This window comes from Escherichia sp. E1130, assembly GCF_005781065.1.
Classification (GTDB): Bacteria; Pseudomonadota; Gammaproteobacteria; order Enterobacterales; family Enterobacteriaceae; genus Escherichia.
Map to the genome: position 1 here is coordinate 1 of NZ_VATL01000036.1, position 19784 is coordinate 19784.

21 protein-coding genes and 1 pseudogene are annotated in these 19784 nt (G+C 51.2%); 17 read left to right on the forward strand and 5 right to left on the reverse strand.

The features are described from left to right. Positions 1-38: 38 nt before the first annotated feature. The gene (gene bla / locus FEK66_RS23235; protein ID WP_135495515.1) at positions 39-878 is read left to right on the forward strand and encodes a class A beta-lactamase; all 840 of its coding nucleotides are present in this window, start codon (positions 39-41) and stop codon (positions 876-878) included. A 729-nt stretch (positions 879-1607) separates the two neighbouring features. On the opposite strand, the gene FEK66_RS26255 is transcribed toward bla, so the two are convergent. The 3 genes and pseudogenes from FEK66_RS26255 to FEK66_RS25760 form a co-directional block, all read right to left on the reverse strand. Next, positions 1608-1730 (reverse strand): hypothetical protein, encoded by a 123-nt coding sequence (locus FEK66_RS26255; RefSeq protein WP_276606729.1) that lies wholly within the window; start codon positions 1728-1730, stop codon positions 1608-1610. 14 nt (positions 1731-1744) lie between these two features. Then, a pseudogene (gene faeJ / locus FEK66_RS23250) lies at positions 1745-1954 on the reverse strand (F4 (K88) fimbria accessory protein FaeJ); the annotation flags it as partial. A 243-nt stretch (positions 1955-2197) separates the two neighbouring features. Continuing rightward, positions 2198-2362: a hypothetical protein gene (locus FEK66_RS25760; RefSeq protein ID WP_167854271.1), complete on the reverse strand. Its 165-nt coding sequence runs from the start codon at positions 2360-2362 to the stop codon at positions 2198-2200. 456 nt (positions 2363-2818) lie between these two features. On the opposite strand from FEK66_RS25760, the gene FEK66_RS23255 reads away from it, so the two are divergent. Continuing rightward, positions 2819-3574, forward strand: a complete 756-nt coding sequence (locus tag FEK66_RS23255) for a RepB family plasmid replication initiator protein (RefSeq protein ID WP_240783252.1) — start codon at positions 2819-2821, stop codon at positions 3572-3574. A 998-nt stretch (positions 3575-4572) separates the two neighbouring features. Here FEK66_RS23255 and repA read toward each other — a convergent pair. Further along, a complete protein-coding gene (gene repA, locus FEK66_RS23260; protein WP_135495518.1) occupies positions 4573-5430 on the reverse strand; it encodes an incFII family plasmid replication initiator RepA in 858 nt (285 codons plus the stop codon). 520 nt (positions 5431-5950) lie between these two features. On the opposite strand from repA, the gene FEK66_RS23265 reads away from it, so the two are divergent. Then, a complete protein-coding gene (locus tag FEK66_RS23265; RefSeq protein ID WP_135495519.1) occupies positions 5951-6244 on the forward strand; it encodes a LuxR C-terminal-related transcriptional regulator in 294 nt (97 codons plus the stop codon). Between the two features lie 253 nt (positions 6245-6497). On the opposite strand, the gene FEK66_RS23270 is transcribed toward FEK66_RS23265, so the two are convergent. Further along, on the reverse strand, positions 6498-6869 hold the full coding sequence (locus tag FEK66_RS23270; protein WP_138211616.1) for a helix-turn-helix transcriptional regulator: 372 nt from the start codon (positions 6867-6869) through the stop codon (positions 6498-6500). 302 nt (positions 6870-7171) lie between these two features. On the opposite strand from FEK66_RS23270, the gene FEK66_RS23275 reads away from it, so the two are divergent. The 14 genes from FEK66_RS23275 to pilV all read left to right on the forward strand — a co-directional run bounded on the left by FEK66_RS23275 (position 7172) and on the right by pilV (position 19679). Next, positions 7172-7681 (forward strand): transcription termination/antitermination NusG family protein, encoded by a 510-nt coding sequence (locus tag FEK66_RS23275; RefSeq protein WP_135495521.1) that lies wholly within the window; start codon positions 7172-7174, stop codon positions 7679-7681. Positions 7682-7911: 230 nt separating this feature from the next. Next, positions 7912-8607: a hypothetical protein gene (locus FEK66_RS23280; protein WP_167854272.1), complete on the forward strand. Its 696-nt coding sequence runs from the start codon at positions 7912-7914 to the stop codon at positions 8605-8607. 10 nt (positions 8608-8617) lie between these two features. Continuing rightward, entirely contained in the window at positions 8618-8818 is a 201-nt protein-coding gene (locus tag FEK66_RS23285; protein ID WP_135495523.1) for a hypothetical protein, read from the forward strand. 65 nt (positions 8819-8883) lie between these two features. Continuing rightward, complete coding sequence (locus tag FEK66_RS23290) at positions 8884-9927, forward strand: toxin co-regulated pilus biosynthesis Q family protein (RefSeq protein WP_138211617.1); 1044 nt, start codon at positions 8884-8886, stop codon at positions 9925-9927. Next, complete coding sequence (gene pilM / locus FEK66_RS23295; RefSeq protein WP_138211618.1) at positions 9927-10352, forward strand: type IV pilus biogenesis protein PilM; 426 nt, start codon at positions 9927-9929, stop codon at positions 10350-10352. The genes FEK66_RS23290 and pilM overlap by 1 nt, the downstream gene beginning before the upstream one ends. A gap of 23 nt (positions 10353-10375) precedes the next feature. Next, positions 10376-12007 carry a PilN family type IVB pilus formation outer membrane protein gene (locus tag FEK66_RS23300; protein ID WP_138211619.1) on the forward strand — a complete coding sequence of 544 codons (1632 nt, stop codon included), beginning with the start codon at positions 10376-10378 and terminating at the stop codon, positions 12005-12007. 3 nt (positions 12008-12010) lie between these two features. Next, a complete protein-coding gene (pilO2, locus tag FEK66_RS23305) occupies positions 12011-13309 on the forward strand; it encodes a type 4b pilus protein PilO2 (protein WP_135495527.1) in 1299 nt (432 codons plus the stop codon). Next, entirely contained in the window at positions 13299-13868 is a 570-nt protein-coding gene (pilP, locus tag FEK66_RS23310) for a type IV pilus biogenesis protein PilP (protein WP_135495528.1), read from the forward strand. The genes pilO2 and pilP overlap by 11 nt, the downstream gene beginning before the upstream one ends. A gap of 5 nt (positions 13869-13873) precedes the next feature. After that, positions 13874-15361 carry an ATPase, T2SS/T4P/T4SS family gene (locus FEK66_RS23315; RefSeq protein WP_135495529.1) on the forward strand — a complete coding sequence of 496 codons (1488 nt, stop codon included), beginning with the start codon at positions 13874-13876 and terminating at the stop codon, positions 15359-15361. Further along, positions 15358-16476 (forward strand): type II secretion system F family protein, encoded by a 1119-nt coding sequence (locus FEK66_RS23320; RefSeq protein WP_240782979.1) that lies wholly within the window; start codon positions 15358-15360, stop codon positions 16474-16476. The genes FEK66_RS23315 and FEK66_RS23320 overlap by 4 nt, the downstream gene beginning before the upstream one ends. A gap of 34 nt (positions 16477-16510) precedes the next feature. Further along, positions 16511-17104 (forward strand): type 4 pilus major pilin, encoded by a 594-nt coding sequence (locus FEK66_RS23325; protein WP_135495530.1) that lies wholly within the window; start codon positions 16511-16513, stop codon positions 17102-17104. A gap of 54 nt (positions 17105-17158) precedes the next feature. Then, complete coding sequence (locus FEK66_RS23330) at positions 17159-17641, forward strand: lytic transglycosylase domain-containing protein (protein ID WP_138211620.1); 483 nt, start codon at positions 17159-17161, stop codon at positions 17639-17641. Beyond that, entirely contained in the window at positions 17638-18303 is a 666-nt protein-coding gene (locus tag FEK66_RS23335) for an A24 family peptidase (protein ID WP_135495531.1), read from the forward strand. Before FEK66_RS23330 ends, FEK66_RS23335 begins: the two co-directional genes overlap by 4 nt. Further along, positions 18300-19679 (forward strand): shufflon system plasmid conjugative transfer pilus tip adhesin PilV, encoded by a 1380-nt coding sequence (pilV, locus tag FEK66_RS23340; RefSeq protein WP_171023577.1) that lies wholly within the window; start codon positions 18300-18302, stop codon positions 19677-19679. Before FEK66_RS23335 ends, pilV begins: the two co-directional genes overlap by 4 nt. The last annotated feature ends 105 nt before the right edge of the window (positions 19680-19784 follow it).

Here is a 19784-nt window from a genome sequence, read left to right on the forward strand (position 1 = left end):
TTATCGGGGCCTTCATTGAAAAATACATGTTCTACTAATTGGAAGCATCACCCCTGTTTGCAGTATTTTGCTTCCCTGCTTTTGCCACCCCAGAAACGCTGGTGAAAGTAAAGGATGCTGAAGGTAAGCTTGGTGCAAGAGTGGGTTACATCGAACTGGATCTCAACAGCGGTAAGATCCTTGAGAGTTATCGCTCCGAAGAGCGTTTTCCTATGATGAGCACTTTTAAAGTACTGCTATGTGGTGCGGTATTATCACGTGTTGACGCCGGGCAAGAGCAGCTCAGTCGCCGCATACGCTATTCTCAGAATGACCTGGTTGAGTATTCACCGGTCACTGAAAAGCATCTTTCAGATGGTATGACAGTAAAAGAATTATGCAGTGCAGCCATAACCATGAGTGATAACACTGCGGGCAATTTACTTCTGAAAACGATCGGAGGACCGAAGGAGCTAACCGCTTTTTTGCACAATATGGGTGATCATGTAACCCGTCTCGATCGTTGGGAACCGGAGCTGAATGAAGCCATACCGGACGACGAGCGTGACACAACGATGCCTGCAGCTATAGCAGCAACGTTGCGCAAACTATTAACTGGGACACTACTTACTCCAGCCTCCCGGCAACAGTTAATAAACTGGATGGAAGCGGATAAAGTTGCAGGACCGCTTCTGCGCTCGGCACTTCCGACTGGCTGGTTTATTGCTGATAAATCTGGTGCCGGTGAGCGTGGGTCTCGCGGTATCATCGCAGTACTGGGGCCTGACAGAAAGCCTTCCCGTATTGTAGTTATCTACACAGCAGGCAGCCAGGCTACTATGGATGAACGAAACAGGCAGATCGCCGAGATAGGTGCCTCACTGATTGAGCACTGGTAACTGTCCGTCCAGGTTTATACATTGAGTCCGGGCTTGCAAAAACGGGAGTGACCATAGATTCCGTTTTCCAGGCGGTCCTAAAAATCAACGCACTGTCCAGGGACAAACCAGATGCCTGTAAGGATGTCCCTTCACAGATTGGTTTTAACTACAGTAGCCGAGAGGGTTATGATCAGTACTCAAAGGACTTCATACAGGGAAAAAATATCTCTACGGCAACTGGTGGTGTGATGGAAGCCCCCAAAAGGACCCCCTGCGGATCCTTTGTAACAATCTCATTACAAAAATCCCTTAACGTGAGTTTTCGTTCCACTGAGCGTCAGACCCCTTTACCGCCTTGCTTACATGAAGAAAAGTGGAAACAGGTTATCCCGGTGTCCTGATTTTGTGATCCACTACAACATGTAATTTGTTGGTATAGGGTTACGGTGTCACGGGTGGTAATTTAATGTGTAACATATCCGGAGTGAAAAGGACCTGGAAAAGTGAATTGATGAAGCCGGGTTGGCACAGAGATAAAGCAGGCTCAGGGAAAGATAAGGGGTCAGACGCGTTCCCGGAGGCAAGCGGGCGAAAGTCGTGGCTGGTGAACCGCCCCCCCCCGGAAACGCGTCAGACACATGTTACCCGGTATGGTAGTGTACGTAACTGAGGTGGTGACCTGATAGCGCGTCAGTGCGCAGCACTGACCGCAGCCTTCCTGGAAATTCCCGAGCTTTTGTCTTACGCTTACGACATCAATACCACACAGAACATCATCAGTGTCAGAGCCAGACATGCCATACAGGCAATGACAGTACAGGCACCAACCACCCACCACATCGGTATCAACACTTTTCGTTTCCGGGTCATCAGAAATACACCAATAACTGGGGTTTCACCTGCCGTTCAGCCCCCGGAGTCACCTCTCCGCAGACCACGCTCCAGCCCTGACCGGCAGTGATATTGTCCTGCCATGCCAGCAGGTGGTGCATCGTGAACGTGATTTCTCCATAACGCACCAGTCCCCGGGCGAGTTCTTCCCGGGCCGCAATACGTGGGGATGTCGGCGCCACCTGAAGTAATGTCACTGACGGTAGCCTTCCTGGAAATTCCCGAGCGTTTAAAAAAAAAGCCTGTGCACCTCAGACACAGGCAGAAATACCCTTCAGACACAAAAATCAATCAAACCAGAACATCCGTTGATGGAGAAATTCGCGAGGGTACTGTTCATAAACAGCATGAATCCCGGAAATAAATATAACCCAAATCGTTATATATGCAACAATATGGGGTTGTAAGCGGGAAGCGGCCAAAATTTTGCGGGCTTGCCATACGGCTTATGACAACGTCAGTCCCTGATCAAACACCTGGTCGAATTTACGCAAGGCAGCAAGATCTGCTTCGGCAACCTTGTCCAGGTCATCCGGTGAGGAAAGCACGGGCTGGGTGCGGTCAAAAAGATTCGGACCGGTATGACCGGTTTCATCCACATAAAAATGCATGCAAGGTTCCTTTATCAGGCAGGCGCAAGCGAAACGATATTGTTTATGCGACTGTAGACCTGGAACGACCACAGCGCGGGGTCACAGTCATGAGCACAGGCAACGTCCATCAAAAATTTCTGATCTACAAACTGACCACTATTAAGTTATCCACCGGATAGAATAATAATAAAGATCAAATAAGGATCACAATCAGATCAATAAGGAATAAAGATCGCTACAGGCCCCTACTGGCGTGCCTTTCAGGCGCTTTGGATACACTATAAAGGGTTACAAATACATTGTACCGGGTAGCATTCATGGATTGTCCACAACTGCCTGATAACTAATATACCAATACATAACAACGAGTTATCTTTAGTTATAGAAGAGACCAGTAAGGATACTGGGGAAGTTATTCACCTACATCCTACACTACGGCAGACCATCCAACCGAAGGTTCTTCTGCGTCTTGGCGTGTTTGTCCCAACGCTGAAATCCACTGAAAAGGGTGGAAGAAAGAGCCACAGCATAGACGCCACAGAGTCGCTATCAAGATTATCCATTGTAGAGGGTGAAGGCTATAACCAGATTCAGATCTACGGGCCGCGGCTGGACATGGATACCGATTTCAAGGTCTGGGTAGGCATTGTCTATGCATTATCGAACAAGAAACTGAGCCACGATGGCCAGCTGGAGCTTAATTTCCCCGAGTACGCAAAGTACTGCGGCATCGAGAGCAAGCGTATTGACCGGCAGCTTAAAGACCGTTTTGACGCTTCATTGACGCGCATTGCGAGGACAAACATCAGTTTCATAAAGAAAATACCCGGTACAGACGATCACATTACGATAAACATGCACCTGGTAGAATCCACGTACTACGACAGCTCGACCGGCACTATCATCATCAAACCTAACGCCAAGTTGAATACACTGTACCGGGTAGACGGCAAAACCAGGCTGTACCTTAAGTCACTGCAGAAGCTATCGCGTAAAGAGTCTGCCCAGGCGCTGTATCTGTATCTTGCAGAACTACCGGCGACATTTTATCGGATAGGTTTCGATCGTCTGCGCAAACGCCTCCAGTTAACTTCACATCTTGGCAATCAGAATGCCACAGTCAAAAAAGCTCTTCAGCAGCTGAAGGACATTGGATTTCTCGAATACTCAGTCGAGAAAGAGAACGGTGATTACGTTCTGAACATCCTCAAGCGGAATCCAAAACTGTGAGTTACCCGGTATAGTGGATATCCATTGTACCGGGTAATGAATCCAATTCAGACCTATCTCGCATAGTTATCTAAACACCAGGCAACTCAATCCGTTTTTGATGCGCGTAGCGCATGGAAGCGAAGCGATACGACCGCGCAGTATTGCGCGGGGTTCTTCTGTTCCAGCTCAGAAGTGAGTTAATCACGGTATTCAAATACCTAAGTGTCGGTAAGAACGATAGTTCACCCCCCCCTTCCTGTTAAGCCATAACCAGCTTTTCGCGATACAGAAGCTTTTGTACGCGGTCGGAGTGGTCACGACAAGGCGTAGCCGCAGTTGTGGCGTATCTCCGCGTTAGCGGCCCATAGGGGCGCTTACGAGCGTGTTCCTCGATCGAGCAGCAAATATGGCACTGTCTTAGTTACATCACCCATCATTAAAAGTGGCACAGTTCTAGGCCTTCGGCCCGGGGCGGCGCGGCTTTTCAGTGGTGAGGCTGGTCTCAGATGTTGATGATGTGCAGAGGGCTGTATTAGGCATATATATGCATGTTGTAACTAGGTGTGCTGTTGAGGGGCCCGCCGCTTGCGGTGGGAGGTAACTTGATCCTTTCCGAACCGGCGCGGCCGGAACGGTCGCTGCAAGGGCGGTCATTATATGAGTCTGTCCACAGGGCAGACGGCGAACAGGTTATTTCTTTATATGAGTAATAAATAAGTTCTTTAAATGAAGTACAGAGCAGGTTTTTAAAGGGAACCACGCACCTTGAAAGTTCTACGCCTGGCGCTTTAAAAACATTTCGATTGGTGGTTTATGGGGAGCTCCCTTGCAGTTAAATGTGAATAACTAAATAGCGGGAACAGAATTGGCCACAGCAGCATAATTTTCGGCCCGGTTACACCCATCGGTTGGTATGATGCCGTTATGTGAAACGCCTGAATGTACAGATAATGAACAAATCCCGACTGAGGACGTGCAGAATCCTCCGGAGCCAACCGGATGCTGATAAAGGATAGTCAGGTGGGTATTGGTGCCAGTCTGGTGTAATTGTTTCCCCGGGACATCATCATTCGTTCTTTCACCCGACGCTCAAGTTCCCGCTTGAGGGCTTCCTGGCCACCGACAAAACGGCCAGAGGCGTACTCACGCGTGAGCTGTTGTTTCACAAGGGTAACGATATCCTTACGGGTACGGTCTACGTCTCTGCGCGCACGGGCGCGCTTCTGGCCATGAGCCTTACGTTCTGTCTGATAACTCCGAAAACGCTCCCGGACAAAGCGCCAGGCCTTAGCAATCAACTCATCCATGCCCAGCCGTGGAAGTTGTTGCTTTTCACGCTGTTTGTTTTCCCATTCCACACGGCTCCGGCGTGCAGCTGCAACAGAGACATCAGAAACCTCCAGCGCAGAAAACATAGCCGGCGTGAACGTGATATCAGTCGGAATATTGCAGCCAATTTGCGGGTCATATTCAGTCTGATAGGTAATCAGACTGAGTTCAGCCATAAACTTGAGAGCGCGGGTAGCACGCGTGATGGCCAGATTTCCACTTTTGGACTCTGTCGCCAGCCCGCATTCAATGGCCAGATTGGTAATTGAGCGCTGAACGCGATTGGCCAGCGGATCATAATGGAAACACAAGCCCTGCAGCAGAGCGTCGATTGCCCGCCGCCGTAGCAATGGAGGCATTCGGTGACGCTTACCCTGCGAACGCAGGAAGGCGACGTGAATAGCGAAGTCAAAACGCGATGTAAAGCCTTCAGCCTTTCTCATGAGCTTGTGGCAAAACGGAAGCGTCTTCTTCCCTTCACGAGGTGTGAATTCAGGGTTCGGGTTTTTTACCTGGAAGTAAAATGATGAAGTATTGTCAGTCACACCCGCCCGGACTTATGGCGGGCAGGTATTGTTTTCTGGATTGCATGCGTTATAATCCTTCACAGGCTAGCGCCTGCTTTATGACCCCCTGATATCTGCTCTCCTCCGCCAAGATGCGAACAGATTTCGGGGGGTTTTTGCATTCAAGGCCCGGTGTTCTGGCGCCTTTTCCCTTGAGCATTTCAGGATATGCCCATCCATCGCACTATGCCGCTGTAAGCCACATAGTTGTATCTTTTGAACATGAATCTGCATCAAAACAAACAATCGCGATCTCTCGAAATTATTACCCTTTTTTCAGCCCCTTGCAACAACTGGATCCCGACAGGGGGATCACTGCCGCTTTTTGGGAAATAAAAGCCTGTATAATCAATATCAAATGTACCACGAGATGCCATTGGACCGCCTAAGAACCGACAAAGGCTGCGGTTCGCCGGATCTCACGGAAGCATAACCCGCCTAGAGCAGCCATTCTGAAGCATTACCCCGTTACATTTTTTCATAAGTTAAGGGGTATATCATGTTGAATATTGAAAACTTCTGGAAGTTGCGGCTAATGTTTCCAGAACTTACAGAGTCTCAGTTTCAGGTGCTGATGCATTATGCATTTGGTTCAGACAGCGAGACTATTGCTGACACTCTAAAATGTTCCAAGAATGCCGTAAAATTATCATTGCGGAGAATCAGAGAAAACCTCGATACAGACCGGCTCGATACTGTTCGGCATATCTATAACACGCGTGTATATACGGCTTTAATGGCTCCTGAGGATTTCCCTCAGAAATACTATGATGCCAAGCGCAAGAGGAAATAAGACTTCCGCCCTCCTTCATGGGGGGCTCGCATATTTATTTGTGCATTCAATTAAAATGTTAAATATAGGGAGGTGTTTTTAACATAATGACCCCTGCAGGGGTCTGTAAATTAAGGAAAATCCATGTAAAAATACTTTCCGATATTTGAGAGTTACTCACATGCCATACCGTCCGCCAAGAGGTATGAAATCGGTTAACTTAGGTAATATTAGGTTGGTCTAAGAAGCTAATGAATACATGTATAGATAGATGTTAGTTCGCCGTTTTATTGATTAATTCCAAAAGGCGTTCGACCATTTTTTTGGCTTCATCTAGTGATGACTTATATTTACGAGCATCATCTTGAGCATCATAAAACGGATTAAGGGCATCACTATTTTTATTCCGGTGATACTGAAGGATCTTTTCCGCAAGATCATCATCTATTGTATAAAAATAGCTCTCCGGATAGTCCAGCGCCTTTGCGATACGAACAATTACGTCAAAAGAAGGCGTGAACCGACCGACTTCATAATTTGAGAGACGGGAACGAGGGTTGCTACCGTCTACATCAATTAGTTCGGCCAGCTTTTTCTGTGATAGCCCAGCGGCTTTTCTTGCTGCTTTTAGTCGCTTAGGGACCATGTGGTTTCACCTCATTGTGTAGAGGACATGATACGAATCACGAGATTGTCTGAAAGCAATCAACATCCATCAAATCAAACATGCTTGACTTGATGGACGCCTGTAAATAATATGCTTGTCGTACACCGAACGACCGCCAAGAGTTCAGTGCACCAACTTCACAAGAATAGACTGTGCGATACTGCTGTCAGAATTGCAGGGGGCTGAGAGAGACAGCCACTGTTTCAGCGTTAACGCTCAGTGTATTCGGCCCCTTCCGAATACAGAATGACCCCAAGGGGGATCGGTTCGGGCGAGAGCGTATGAACATTGAAGAATTAAACGGACAATGCTGGTATCTGGCTCAGTACATCACTGGTGGCAAAAACCGCGAGCATCTCTTCGACTGGCTCAGTGAGCAACAAATCGTTCCATGGACACCGCTCACCATCAAAACCACTCGCCGTACCGACAAAGTAATCTGCACTCGCAAGCGTATTTCCCCACTGTTCCCTGGCTACTTTTTCCTGAAAGCTAACTTAGCCATACAGCCGGTTGACACCATCAGACGTCATTCCGCATTTTGCGGGTTTGTCATGAATGGCTCGCAGATAGCCCCCCTTCAGTCCACTGTAGTTACAGGTCTAATGAAACGTCACCCCGACCCAACGCTGAACCAGAGTGCCAGCGATGAGCTCGAAGCGGCGTCCAGATCCTGGCTATCCAATTCGCAGTATCAATACCTTCTGAAGCTGGAGCAGGAAACACACCCAGTTTCCCGCGTTTCACTCCTGATGAATCTGGTTTTTGAGCCCGGCCAGCGGGGATTCTGATCCCCCCGCAGCCAGTACCCCTTCCCCGGCTTTCTGCCGGGGTTTTTTATCCTGACACACTACCCTGATGCCCATGGCCGGATTCCGGCAATGGTGCCTGAGCCGGTCCCGTCATGGACATCCTTGTCCTCTTTACCGGCTTGCCTGTGCTGGCGTCTTTCTTCTGGCGGATGAAAATCCAGGCACCATTGCCCGAATCAGGTAGTGTCACTGACTAAAAGGACATGAACGTGAATCCTGCTGATAATTCCCTTGCACATTTACTATGGTGCATCCTGATTGCATTGCGCACCGCTGAAGAGAATACGCCCTTTTCTTCAGAAACCGCCCGACGACGGTTTCTTTCAGACTGGATGGATATGGCGCGAAAAAAACCGATCTTCCGGCCAATGGCCTCTGAGTTCACTGCGCTTCGTGAACTACTGGAAAAAACGGATAAATCCACCAACGTAGCCGACACACTCAATACGCTACTTGAGCACGCTTATGCGGCTGAACAATGTGACTTCTTTCGTTTTCGCTCCGCACTCAATACGCTCCTCCAGCTTGGCTGGCTGCTCACTGTCTGTCGTTTTCCTGAAAATATCACGGCCGAACTGATGGGCCGACGTAGAGGAAACCGCAGGCACGCGTTACAACTGACCCGCACCGAGAGCGCATTTCATCCCATCGGGAATATGGTGAAGCCAGTTACCTTCCAGCTTCTATTTTCCAAAAAGGATGAGGAACAGCTCGACGCAGAAACGACATTCCATAACGAAGGCTTTCAGGTGGTATACGCCAGGGGGGAACTCAATTTGACGAAAGATCGCATTATCCGAACCCTGCATATCGGTATCCCATCACTCCCGGAGGAAGAATGGAATCCACAGGAACGTGATATCTGGCACCCCGACATTATTCCGGGCAACCAGGCTTACCACTGAGGTAAACATCATGACCTTAACGATTACAGACAGAGACCTGCGTGAATTGCAGATACGCCGGGCGGCGGCGATTGTGGCATTCAAACGCGCCTGCCGGATACGCGCCAGAACGCCGGAGAAAATGGCATTCAGCGATTTAACCGCTTTACGAACTCAGATAGACGAGGCAGAGGAGGACATACAGGCATTCAGACAAAACCATCTGTGCTGAAAACCAGGAGTTGAAATTCCGCTTCAGCATCCACTTTCCACGGCACTTCACTGACAAGATCGCCTATGAAAATCATTCACACCTCTATGCTGCTTCCGGTTTTACTGGGCGGTTGCAGCCTGTCTCATCAAAAAGAGACTGACGTTGATGCCCGGCAATTCGTGGATGGACAAATAGCCACCCAGATGCAGCGTATTGCCGAGGCGCAGAAAAGCCTGCAACTGGTCTCCCGGACAACCACACCGCAAGCCTCACCACCGAAACAAATACTGGCATCTGTTGCCGCAAGTAAAACAACCACGGCACCGGCGTCATCTTCTGCAACGCTACGCGGTTTACCCGCTATAAAATCATTGGGATCCCCTGAGCCTTATACCGTCGTCAACGTCCATGCTCGTAATGTAAAGCTGGACGCCATGTTACGGGCAATTATTCCGCCTGGCTGGACACCGGTCATTTCGGCAGACCTGAAGCGGAAATTCGCCTCCCCGCTTAGCCTCACGGCTAACGACCAATGGCCATATGTTCTCAATAAACTACTACAGCAGAACGGCTGGGTAGCGCTGATTGACTGGTCAAAAAAACAGGTTTCAGTGGCGTACTGGACTCCGGCATTCTCTGCCAACCCTGTAGGGAACACCTCACCGCTGCCTCAGCCTGAAATGAGCAAGCCAGCAGGCTCGTCCTCTGGTGAAGCAACGCAGACGGCATCTGTCCATCCCCGTAACCCGTTCAGTCAGTCCCGGGCCGCAGAGAAGAATACCCTTGTGGTCTCGCCATCAATCAAACCTGTCACGAAGGTATCTCCCGTATCTGTAACGGTACCTGCATCCAAAATATGGCGTATCGATGCTGGCAGCATGCTTAAAGATGCGCTGTTCAACTGGGCTGCTGCAGAAAAATGTATCGCACCAGGGGTGAATACATGGACCGTCGTCTGGCAGACACCAGTGAACTACCGGGTAGATGCTCCGCTTCAGTTCAAAGGTGATTTCCGTACCGCATTGAATAGCCTGTTCACACTGTATGGCAGCGCCAAAGTGCCGCTATATGCCGGTACCCGCAGCGCACAGTGCGTAGTGTCTGTTGACGATAAGGAGATCCACTAATGATCTACTGGCTACTTTCTGTATTTACAGGATTTCTGGTCTGGGTGAATGTGCCGCTCAGTGATCCAGCAGGCCAGCAGCTACAGGACAGTGAGTTAAGCCAGCGGGCCATTCAGACCGTCAGTTACCTCAACGAAATTAACGACTGGCGTTATCTTAATCCGGCACAAAAGGAAGGCATCATCCCTGACAGCACCCTGGGCTGGTCATCCGTGCCAAATCTGAACAACATTCTGCAGGCTAATCGGGTATACGTCTGGCAACCTGACACCCCTGGACTCATGTCAGCACTGCTGGCGCAAAGCCGGCACTCTGCATTAGTGGGACGTGTCGTTTCACGTCGCCTCATAGACAGCGCCGGCAACGACATGCAGGTCACAGTCCCCGCTAATATCGCTGACGGCAGTCTGGTGTACCTCAACTAATTCCCCTCACCGTAAGGTCAACAATGAAAAAACACCTACCCATTACCGGGCTGGCAGCCGCGCTATGCCTGCTAGTGTCCGGTTGCGCACCGCTGGAGCGCATAGACAAGATAGATAACCAGGTCTCCGCAAATGAAAAACAAGCAGATAAACATCTGCAAGCCCTGAAGAATGGGTCAGTAGTACGAGATTTAACCTCTCAGTGGATCAATCCTTATCCATTAAATTCTCAGGCCGGTAATCACAACATGCTGCCGCCGTGCCAGGTGGCCATCAATCGCCCAGGAAATATCACGCTTGCTGAAGTCAGCGCGTATATCAGTAAGCGCTGCAAAATTCCGGTTGTTGTAACCCCGGATGCGCTGGCCATGATGGTCCCAACTGGCGGTAAAACCGAACAGATGAGCGGGCCTATCCCGGCACCTGACCCAAACGGGATGCTCCCTCTCGCCTCATTAGGGAATACACCGGCTCGCACAGCTCCTGCGGCCACCACGGGCAATGTCCTGAAAGGGTTATTCTGGCAGGGTGAAGTGAGCGGGATGCTCGACAATGTCACGACTCGACTGGGGTTGTCGTCACGGTATGAAAATGGACGCATTGCCATTTTCTACCTCGATACCCGCACGTTCCCGGTCATGTTTATGGACAGTAAAGCCAGTTTTGGGTCCAAAACAGTCAGCGGCACAACGTCATCAATGGGCGCCACTGGTGACAGTAGCGGTGGTGGCCTGAGTGGTGACTCTAACACCTCCCAGTCAACGGAAATGGAAATCAAGTCCAGCCTGTATGAGGACGTTTCCAGCACCATCAAAGCGATGTTAACGCCTGACACTGGTCGAATGAATCTCTCCGCCGGCGTGCTGACGGTCACCGATACACCGCGTGTTCTGGAACAGATTGGACGATATATCGATGACCGCAATAAAGAGCTCAACCGTCAGGTAGTGCTCAATGTGCAGGTCTATAGCGTAGAGAAACGGACCCAGGATCAGTTCGGTATTGACTGGAACGCGGTCTTCAATAGCAGCAGCGTCGGGTTATCACTGACCAACGCATTCACCGGTGCGGCTTCCGATGCGCTGAACGGCGGCGTTTCTATTCTGGATGGAAAAGGTGCTGGCACAAAAGCCTTTGTGAAAGCGCTTTCCGAGCAGGCAAACGTCAGCGTCATGACGGAAGCCTCCAGCATGACCACGAACCTGTCAGCCGTTCCGATTCAGGTTGCCCTGCAGCAGGACTATGCCTCAAACGTCACGACAGAAAACACGGCGAATGTCGGCTCCTCAAGCAGCATCACCAAATCGACTATCACCACCGGCTTCAACATGACGGTACTGCCGTTCCTGATGCCACAGTCCCCGAAAATGCAGCTGCAGTTTGCGATCAACATGTCGGATGACCCGACTATGCGCACCTTTACCAGTGACAGCACATCCGTTGAACTGATGAAAACGCGTCTGAAGACCTTCACGCAGCGCGTCATTATGCAATCCGGGCAAACGCTGGTGCTGAGTGGTTACCAGTCGCTGAACAACACCGCCAACCGCCAGGGTGTCGGCAGTTTCAGATTCTTCGGGCTGGGCGGTGGCGCTGACGGAGAGAAAAACAAAACCATGCTGGTCATTCTTATCACCCCTGTCATCCTGGGATAAGTCATGAAACAACAATCTACCTGGACGTTACAGACCCAAGGTGCCTGGCTGGTTGCCGGCCTGCACTGGCAATATCTGCCGGTACGTGGGCGCCGTGGCATGCGCCTGCGTGCGAAAGAAGCCGGCGCGACACACTGGGCGGAATCTCTGACAGATGATGGTCAGTCTCTTGGCACACTGCTGGGGACCGTGACACTCACCGATAAAGCCGTACTGAAATCGGGTCGTCGTAAACTTGTATCAATGGCATTAACTGTCCTGCCAGCTTTACCCGGAACATGCTATGGCGTATTTGCTTTATCTGCAGACCAGTACTGGTTTGTTGCGGTCAGCAACGGCATGCTGTCACCCTTTGGCGATATTGTCGGGGATGAACATGCCATTCGCACAGCTGTTTCCAATTTCCTGCAAATCTCCGCAACACCGTCTGAAGGCTGGACGATATACGCGCCAGCAGGATTCTTTTCCGATCGGATTACGGAAGATAAACCCCTTTCAGCGCTGACGGATAATAAGGTTGGGCTAAGGCGGGCCCGATTAAATAAAACCCACAACCCTCGGGTAGTGTGGATGTGGGCCATTGCAGCAGGTCTTGCTGTTTCCGGGTATATACTGATCCCCGTCTGGCAACAACATCAGGAGGAGGTCCGCGTTGCGGCAGCACAGGCAGCTCTCAAAGCGCGGCAGCTGGAAACAAAAGCCCCGGCCGACAACCTGAAACCATGGGCAAAGCAGCCTCGTCTTCCCTCCATGCTGAGTGCATGCAGTTCAGTATGGAAAGACGCGCAGATCTCAGTAGCTGGATGGATATTTAATACGGCAACGTGTAACGCTAGCGGAGAAATATCGCTGCACTACACCCTGCCAGGTGGAGGAACGGTCGGGGATTTTGCCGCCCGATTGCCGGCAATTTACGCCCCGGATATTCAACCAGAATTTAACATCCCGGGTAGCGCAGATGATGCCTCATTTGTCTTACCAGTCAAACTTCCGCCACCAGGCAAGCCGGAACCCCTGCTGCCAGGAAATCAGCAAATTCAGCACCTGACAAGCTATGCCCAGCGAATCAATGCCCGCTTGCGACTCAGCGAACTCGATACCAGTACCCGATTATCGCAGGGTAACGTGCAAAACCTCCCGTGGCGCACTTTCAGCTTCACGTTCATTACCGACATTCCTCCGGATCGTCTGTTTGCTTCCACGCGTTTTGACAGCAGCGGAATAAGAGCATCCAGCATTATGACCACGCTCAAAAACAATCGTCTGGAGTACACCATCGAGGGACTTCTGTATGCCAACTAATCACCGTATAGCCCCCTGGGCACTGAGCCTGGTGCTGCTGTCGCCTGGCATATTCGCCGCACCCGTCACAGACCTGCCACCGGCCCCATCGCCGGAAACGACAATGAAACCCGCTGAACCTGTCGATGGCCCCGCCCCAACGGTATTTACCCGAGCGGAAGCCGGGCGCGCGTTAAACCTGGGACAGCTCGAATCCATACAAGCGGAGACAGTACTGTATGAGGCCCAGCTTGCCCGAGCCAAAGCACTGAATGAACTTCAGAAGAACGGTTACGATCGCTCGCTGGCACAGCCTTTCAACCCTGCCCCACCTTCTGAAGACAATAAAACAGAAGTTAAAGGGACAGCCCAGGACACAACGCCACCACAAATCGTGGAAATAACCGGGAATGGAACCGGTTATCTGGCCGTCCTGACGCTCAGCAATGGTAACCAGGTATCGGTTCAGACAGGTAACCGTATTCCCGGAACTGAATACGTCGTTAAGCGCGTCACCCTCAATGAGGTTGTGGTGGCCGACAAGAATCAGTCGCTGATGTCTCTCTCTTTTGCGGGGTAATACCAATGAGAACCAGCAAAATTTCTGACCATACTTTTCTGGATGAAACCAGTGCGGAACATCCTGTGTTGTATATTTCAGAAGCCCACGATAGCGATCTTACTGTTATGTCAGAGGTCGCCGGTGCATTTAAAGCACACCCAAAGCTTGAAGTTAAGCGAGTGCAGCTTGACCGACTCATGGAGCTTCAGCACAGCGTTAAGAACAGTCACGCAGACCATCTCCAGTATTCCAGCCAGCAGGCGAAAATTATTAACTTCTTCCGCATGGCGAAGGATAAAGGGGCCAGCGATATTCATATGCTGATCGGGATTAACAATGTCACGCTTGTGCAGTTTCGCGTACATGGTGATCTCGAGACGGTGACGCAGCTGGACCAGGAAGAAGGGATGACGCTGGCATCCACCATTGTGATGTCGATGTGCGATGTGGCGGAAAAGAGTTTTAACCCCAACAGGGCTCAGGATGGACGAGTACGCAAAGACTTTCTGCAGGGCCTTAAACTTTTCGGTGCCCGCTATGCTCATACACCGGCAGAGTTCGGACTGTATGTCGTCATGCGTATCTTACCAGACGAAGGGAAAACACCCCCGCCCCTTGATGAGCTGGGTTTTTTGCCAGAGCAGCAGTCACTTATTCGGCGCATGTTGTCGAGACCTGAAGGGGTCATCACCCTTTCAGGCCCCACGGGTTCCGGGAAAAGTACGACGCTACGCACCTTCAGTGCGATGTATCTGGACTCCACAGGAAACCGTAAGCGTCTTATGACTCTTGAGGATCCACCTGAAGGCCTTATCCCTGGAGCCGTACAAACCCCCATTATTGCCGACAAAAATGATCCAGAAGCCGTCAGTCGCGCCTGGGTGCGCTCTATATCCGCGGCACTCCGCTTAGACCCCGATGCCATGGTTGTGGGTGAAATTCGCGATGCTAACTCAGTACGTTCTACACAAACAGCTGCCAAATCGGGTCACCTGGTAAAAACCACAATACATGCCAATGATGCGGTAGGAATACTGGACCGCCTGACGGATACCCTGGATATCCCGATGGGACAGGTTGCTGACCCGCAGGTCATGATTGGCCTCATTGCACAACGCCTGGTTCAGGAACTCTGCCCTCACTGCAAGAAACGCTGGGAAGAGGTAAAAAGCCAGTTGAATGAGGATCAGCTGACATTGCTGACGCGGTTCTGCCAGGTGGAGCAACTCTGTTTCCGCCATCAACCCGGATGTGAGCATTGCTACAAGGGAGTAACCGGCAGACGGGTTATTGCTGAGGTCATTCGTCCCGATGCCCGTTTCATGGAGCTATTTCGGCACAACGGAAAGCTGGCAGCCCGCAGTTACTGGGTCAATGAGCTTGGAGGGATCACGCGCGGCCAACATCTTTTGCGGTATATCAACGCGGGTCTTGTTGACCCGATAGACGCAGATTATATCAGCCCGCTGGATGAGGACAGTCTGACGCTACTGCCTAAGGAAAACACATGATGATTTCCCGGTTGCGCGAAAAGCTGACCATCCTGTTCGCAAAAACTCCCTCGTCGGACAAGTTGAATGAAAGTGCCGGTCGCTGGCTGGCCCAGAAGACCTTCTCCACTGCTGACCGCCTGACGCTTTATGAAGACCTGGCCTTTCTGCTCGACAATAACCTCAAAGTAGAAAAAGCCCTCCAGTCCATGATTGCCAGCTACGGTCGGAAACGTCCTCCAGTGGTGTTCTGTCTGGAAGACATGCTCACGGCATTACGCCAGGGGAAATCGGTCGACCAGGGTCTGAGCACATGGGTTCCCCGACAGGAGGCCGCAATTCTGAGTGCCGGTGTGCAGGATGGAAACCTGGCCGCTGCGCTATATCGGGCCATCACGGTCGTCAAAGGGATGTCAGAGATGAGAACGGCTGTGATTTCCATACTGGCGTATCCCGGTCTGTTAGTGGGAACGACCTTCGCCATGATGAACATGGTGAAGATCTATTTTCTGCCCCGGCTTGAGTCTTTAGCACCCCGGGAGAGCTGGCACGGCGCATTATGGTGGCTGAGCTCGCTTTCAGAGTTTTTTGTGAACAATGCCGTTGTGCTGAGCCTGTTTGCGGTTGTAGTGATTGCTTTTGTGACCTGGTCCATGCCGAACCTGACCGGAAAAACACGACAACACATTCTGGACAAAATGCTGCCCTGGAGTGTGTATCGTGACGTGCTGGGGGTGGCATTTCTTCTGAACTTCAGCGCATTAATGCGGGCAGATATCAAAACCGAAAACGCCATTGAAATTCTGAGTCGCTATGCCTCTCCGTGGCTGTATGAGCGACTGGCGGCTACCCAGCGCCAGGTTAAACAGGGTAACCATCTGGGGCCCGCCCTGCGCAATGCCGGTTACGGTTTTCCCTCTCCCCGGGCTATCGACAAGCTGGTCCTGCTGACCGATGGCGATAACTCAGAAATTATTATTGAAAACTTTGCGCACGCCTGGCTTGTGCAAACCGTCGTCAGGATCAAACGGACCGCAACGGTGCTTTCTAATCTCGCACTGGCCACCAATGCGGGCTACATGATCCTGATTGTCCTCGCCACCCAAAACCTCAACGACCTCGTAGGCACGCACTAAGCTGCCTGTTTTTATCAAACCTGAAGGAAATTTTATGGAATATCTACGGACTCCATCCCATTCGGCTGTCCCTCGCGGAGCCATCACCCTGCTGGAAGCCGCTATTTATATCGTTATTGCACTGGTTGTCCTGGCTGTCGCCATGACCCAGGGCGGAGGACTGTTCAATCGTAACGATGCCAGTACCGAATTTGGCAACGCGGCTGAATTAATGAGTAATACGCGCTCCATGCTCAAAACCTCGGGAACGTATAATTTTACGGGGGCGGATGATATGACTGGCGCTCTAATCCAGTTCGGTGGCGCGCCGGCCAACATGACGGTAGTAGGCACAAAATCATCCGGTACGGCAAAGCTACAGAATCTGTGGGGGGGTGAAGTCACCGTGAAACCAGTGGCCACATCCGGTGGGCAGAAATCCACCTTTTCACTGACCTATGCCTCGGTTCCCCAGGAAGCCTGCATTACGCTGGCAACCAAACTCAGTGCAGCACCCAACGTGGTGACCACGCTGGTAAACGGGACCACCACCAACGGTGCAATCGCAGCCAGCGAAATTGGCAGCCAGTGCACGGCCGATAATGGCTCCGTAGGACAGAACACCCTCACCTTTACCAGTAATACCTGATGCCTTTCCCGCCGGCAGCTTCCTGTTGTCGGCATTTTTCTGGAGTGCATTCCTATGTGGTTTTCTTTTAACCGCGCCCTGCGCTGTCTGTTATTCGGCGGAGCTATGCTGGCATCACTGTCGGCACAGGCTTACTGCTTTAACGAGGCCGGCGCCCGTTACCGGGTAGACCCGCTACTGCTCCGGGCTATTGCACAGGTTGAAAGCGGTATGAAACCCGGTGCAATCGGTAAAAACATGTCAGGTAAAAAGGTGCTCAGCCGTGATTATGGGCTGATGCAAATCAATGAAACGCATATTCCCCAGCTACGCAAAATGGGAATATTGAACAGCGAGCAGGATTTGTTAATCAATCCCTGTCTCAACGTCCAGATTGGTGCCTGGATACTGGCAAAACATCTTAAGCAGTGTGGCGTGAACTGGGAGTGCCTGGGCTCTTACAATGCCGGCTTTGCCAAAAACAACACCCCCCGCCGGATGGTTTACGCACGGAAAATCTATTCGACATACCTGAAAACCCGTGGAGGCGGTTCATGATGAGCCACTTTCTGGTGTCCCTCTTACTGCTGGTCTCGGGTGTGGTGTTAATTCTGGGCGCACAACGACTCGTCAACCAGGCTCGTGAATTTCTGCATGAACATGATGGCCCGGCGCTAACCCGCCAGCAGATTTGGGTGGTTATCACCATTTTTACCTGCACAGGGCTGACAATGATATCCGGTACATTGCTCAATACCATCAATGGGATGGTGGCCTTCAGAAGTATCATCCTGCTTTCCTGGGGCATACCGATGGTGTTGCTGGATGTTCGCAATTACTGGTTGCCATTGCGCTATACCACCGGATTCTGGCTTACGGGATTGATATTTACTCTCCTTCCCGCCAGCCTCCTAACGCCAACCGAGGCCTTACTTGGCAGCGGTACCATGTTTGTCGCGCTCTATCTCTTTCATGTCGGTGCCCGGTATCTGCGAGGCGAAGAAGGTTTTGGCCTCGGGGATGTTCATCTGATTGCCGCACTTTGCGCCTGGTTTCCCTGGCAGATGGCGAGCCTGTTGAGCGGCAGCGCATTTTTTCTGTTTGTGCTGGCAGCTCTGCTGACCCGTAAAACAGCCCAGCCTTATGCCCCCTGGTTATTCGGTCTGCTGGCAACGCTGGCCGGGTGCTTCTCTTTACAGACTCTATCGGGTGTTTTATGACAAAAAAATTGGTTACTCGTATAAACCGAGGGATATCACTGCTTTCCATGGCGATCGTCCTGACGATCGTTCTGATTGCAGCTCCCGTCGGCATGCAGCGCTACGCCAGTTATCTTGAAGAACAAGACTGGACCGTCACGGCCACGCATCTCAGCACAGCCAATCAGGCGGCGCGTCAGTACATCAAAGATAACTACGACACATTGCTCACCCAGGTAAAAAATGGCGGCAATGTCACGGTGACCGGGCAATCGCTGCGGGATAAGGGATATCTGCCTGCCGGTTTTTCGCTGGCCAACAACAGCACACAGAACTATATCCTTGCTATCACGCGGAATCCGTCTCAGACAGACAAACTGGTCGCCTTTGTATTAACAGCCGGTGGCCAGGAGCTGGCATTCAAAGCACAGCGCTATATCGCACAGAATACCTCAGGCCTCGGTGGGTATATTTACCCGGCAAATATTGCTAATGGTGCCAGCGGTGGGTGGCAGCTCAATCTCGCCAGCATGGGTCTCAGCGGCCAGACCGGACACCTGGTCACCTACCTGACATCAGATGTATTAGCCGGAGGTGCTGAAGAGAGCGATCGTCTCTATCGATTCGCGGTGAATGGTCGCCCGGACCTGAACCGTATGCACACCGCTATCGATATGAATACAAATAATATCGATAACGCCGGAACGATAAGTGCTACGACATCCCGCATCAGCGGTGAAAGCTATACAGGAGGCTCATTTCGCACCACAGGTGATGGCGGCTGGTACAGTGAGAAGCATCAGGGCGGATTCTTCATGTCCGATGATGACTGGATCCGAACTTTCAATAATAAAAACATTTATACCAGCGGCCAGATAAAAGGCGGAACGCTCAGGTCGGATGGTCGACTGTCTGCTGGCGATGTCATCGGCTTAGATAAAATCAATATCGCCGGATATTCATGTCCTATCAATGGCGACATCAGCAGAGATGCCCACGGAGGTATTCTGTCATGTCAGGATGGCATCTGGGCAGGTTCTGATACCTTCCCGGTTGGTAGCCCTATCCCGTGGCCATCAAACAGTATTCCTAACGGTTATCTTTTATGTAATGGGCAGGCATTCGATAGAGCACGTAACCCAAAGCTGGCTCAGGCTTACCCATCAGGCGTTCTGCCAGACCTTCGCGGGGTATTTCTGCGAGGTCTCGATGCCGGAAGAGGATTTGATCCCGGCCGGGCAATCCTGAGTTATCAGGTGGATCAAAGTAACATCGGGCCTTATACCGGGGGGAAACTCGAAGGACACCACAGCGGCATTCAGCACTATGTTCCTTACTCCGACCGTGAAGTCAGGCCTAAAAATATCGCGTTCAACTACATCGTAAAAGCAGGATAAAAAGTCCCCACCGATTAGGAAGACCTGTTCACCCGCTCTGATTACCCCCTCTAGATTCGTTGCACCCTATCAGTTCTCTCTCACATGGCCTTTCAGTGCCATGAT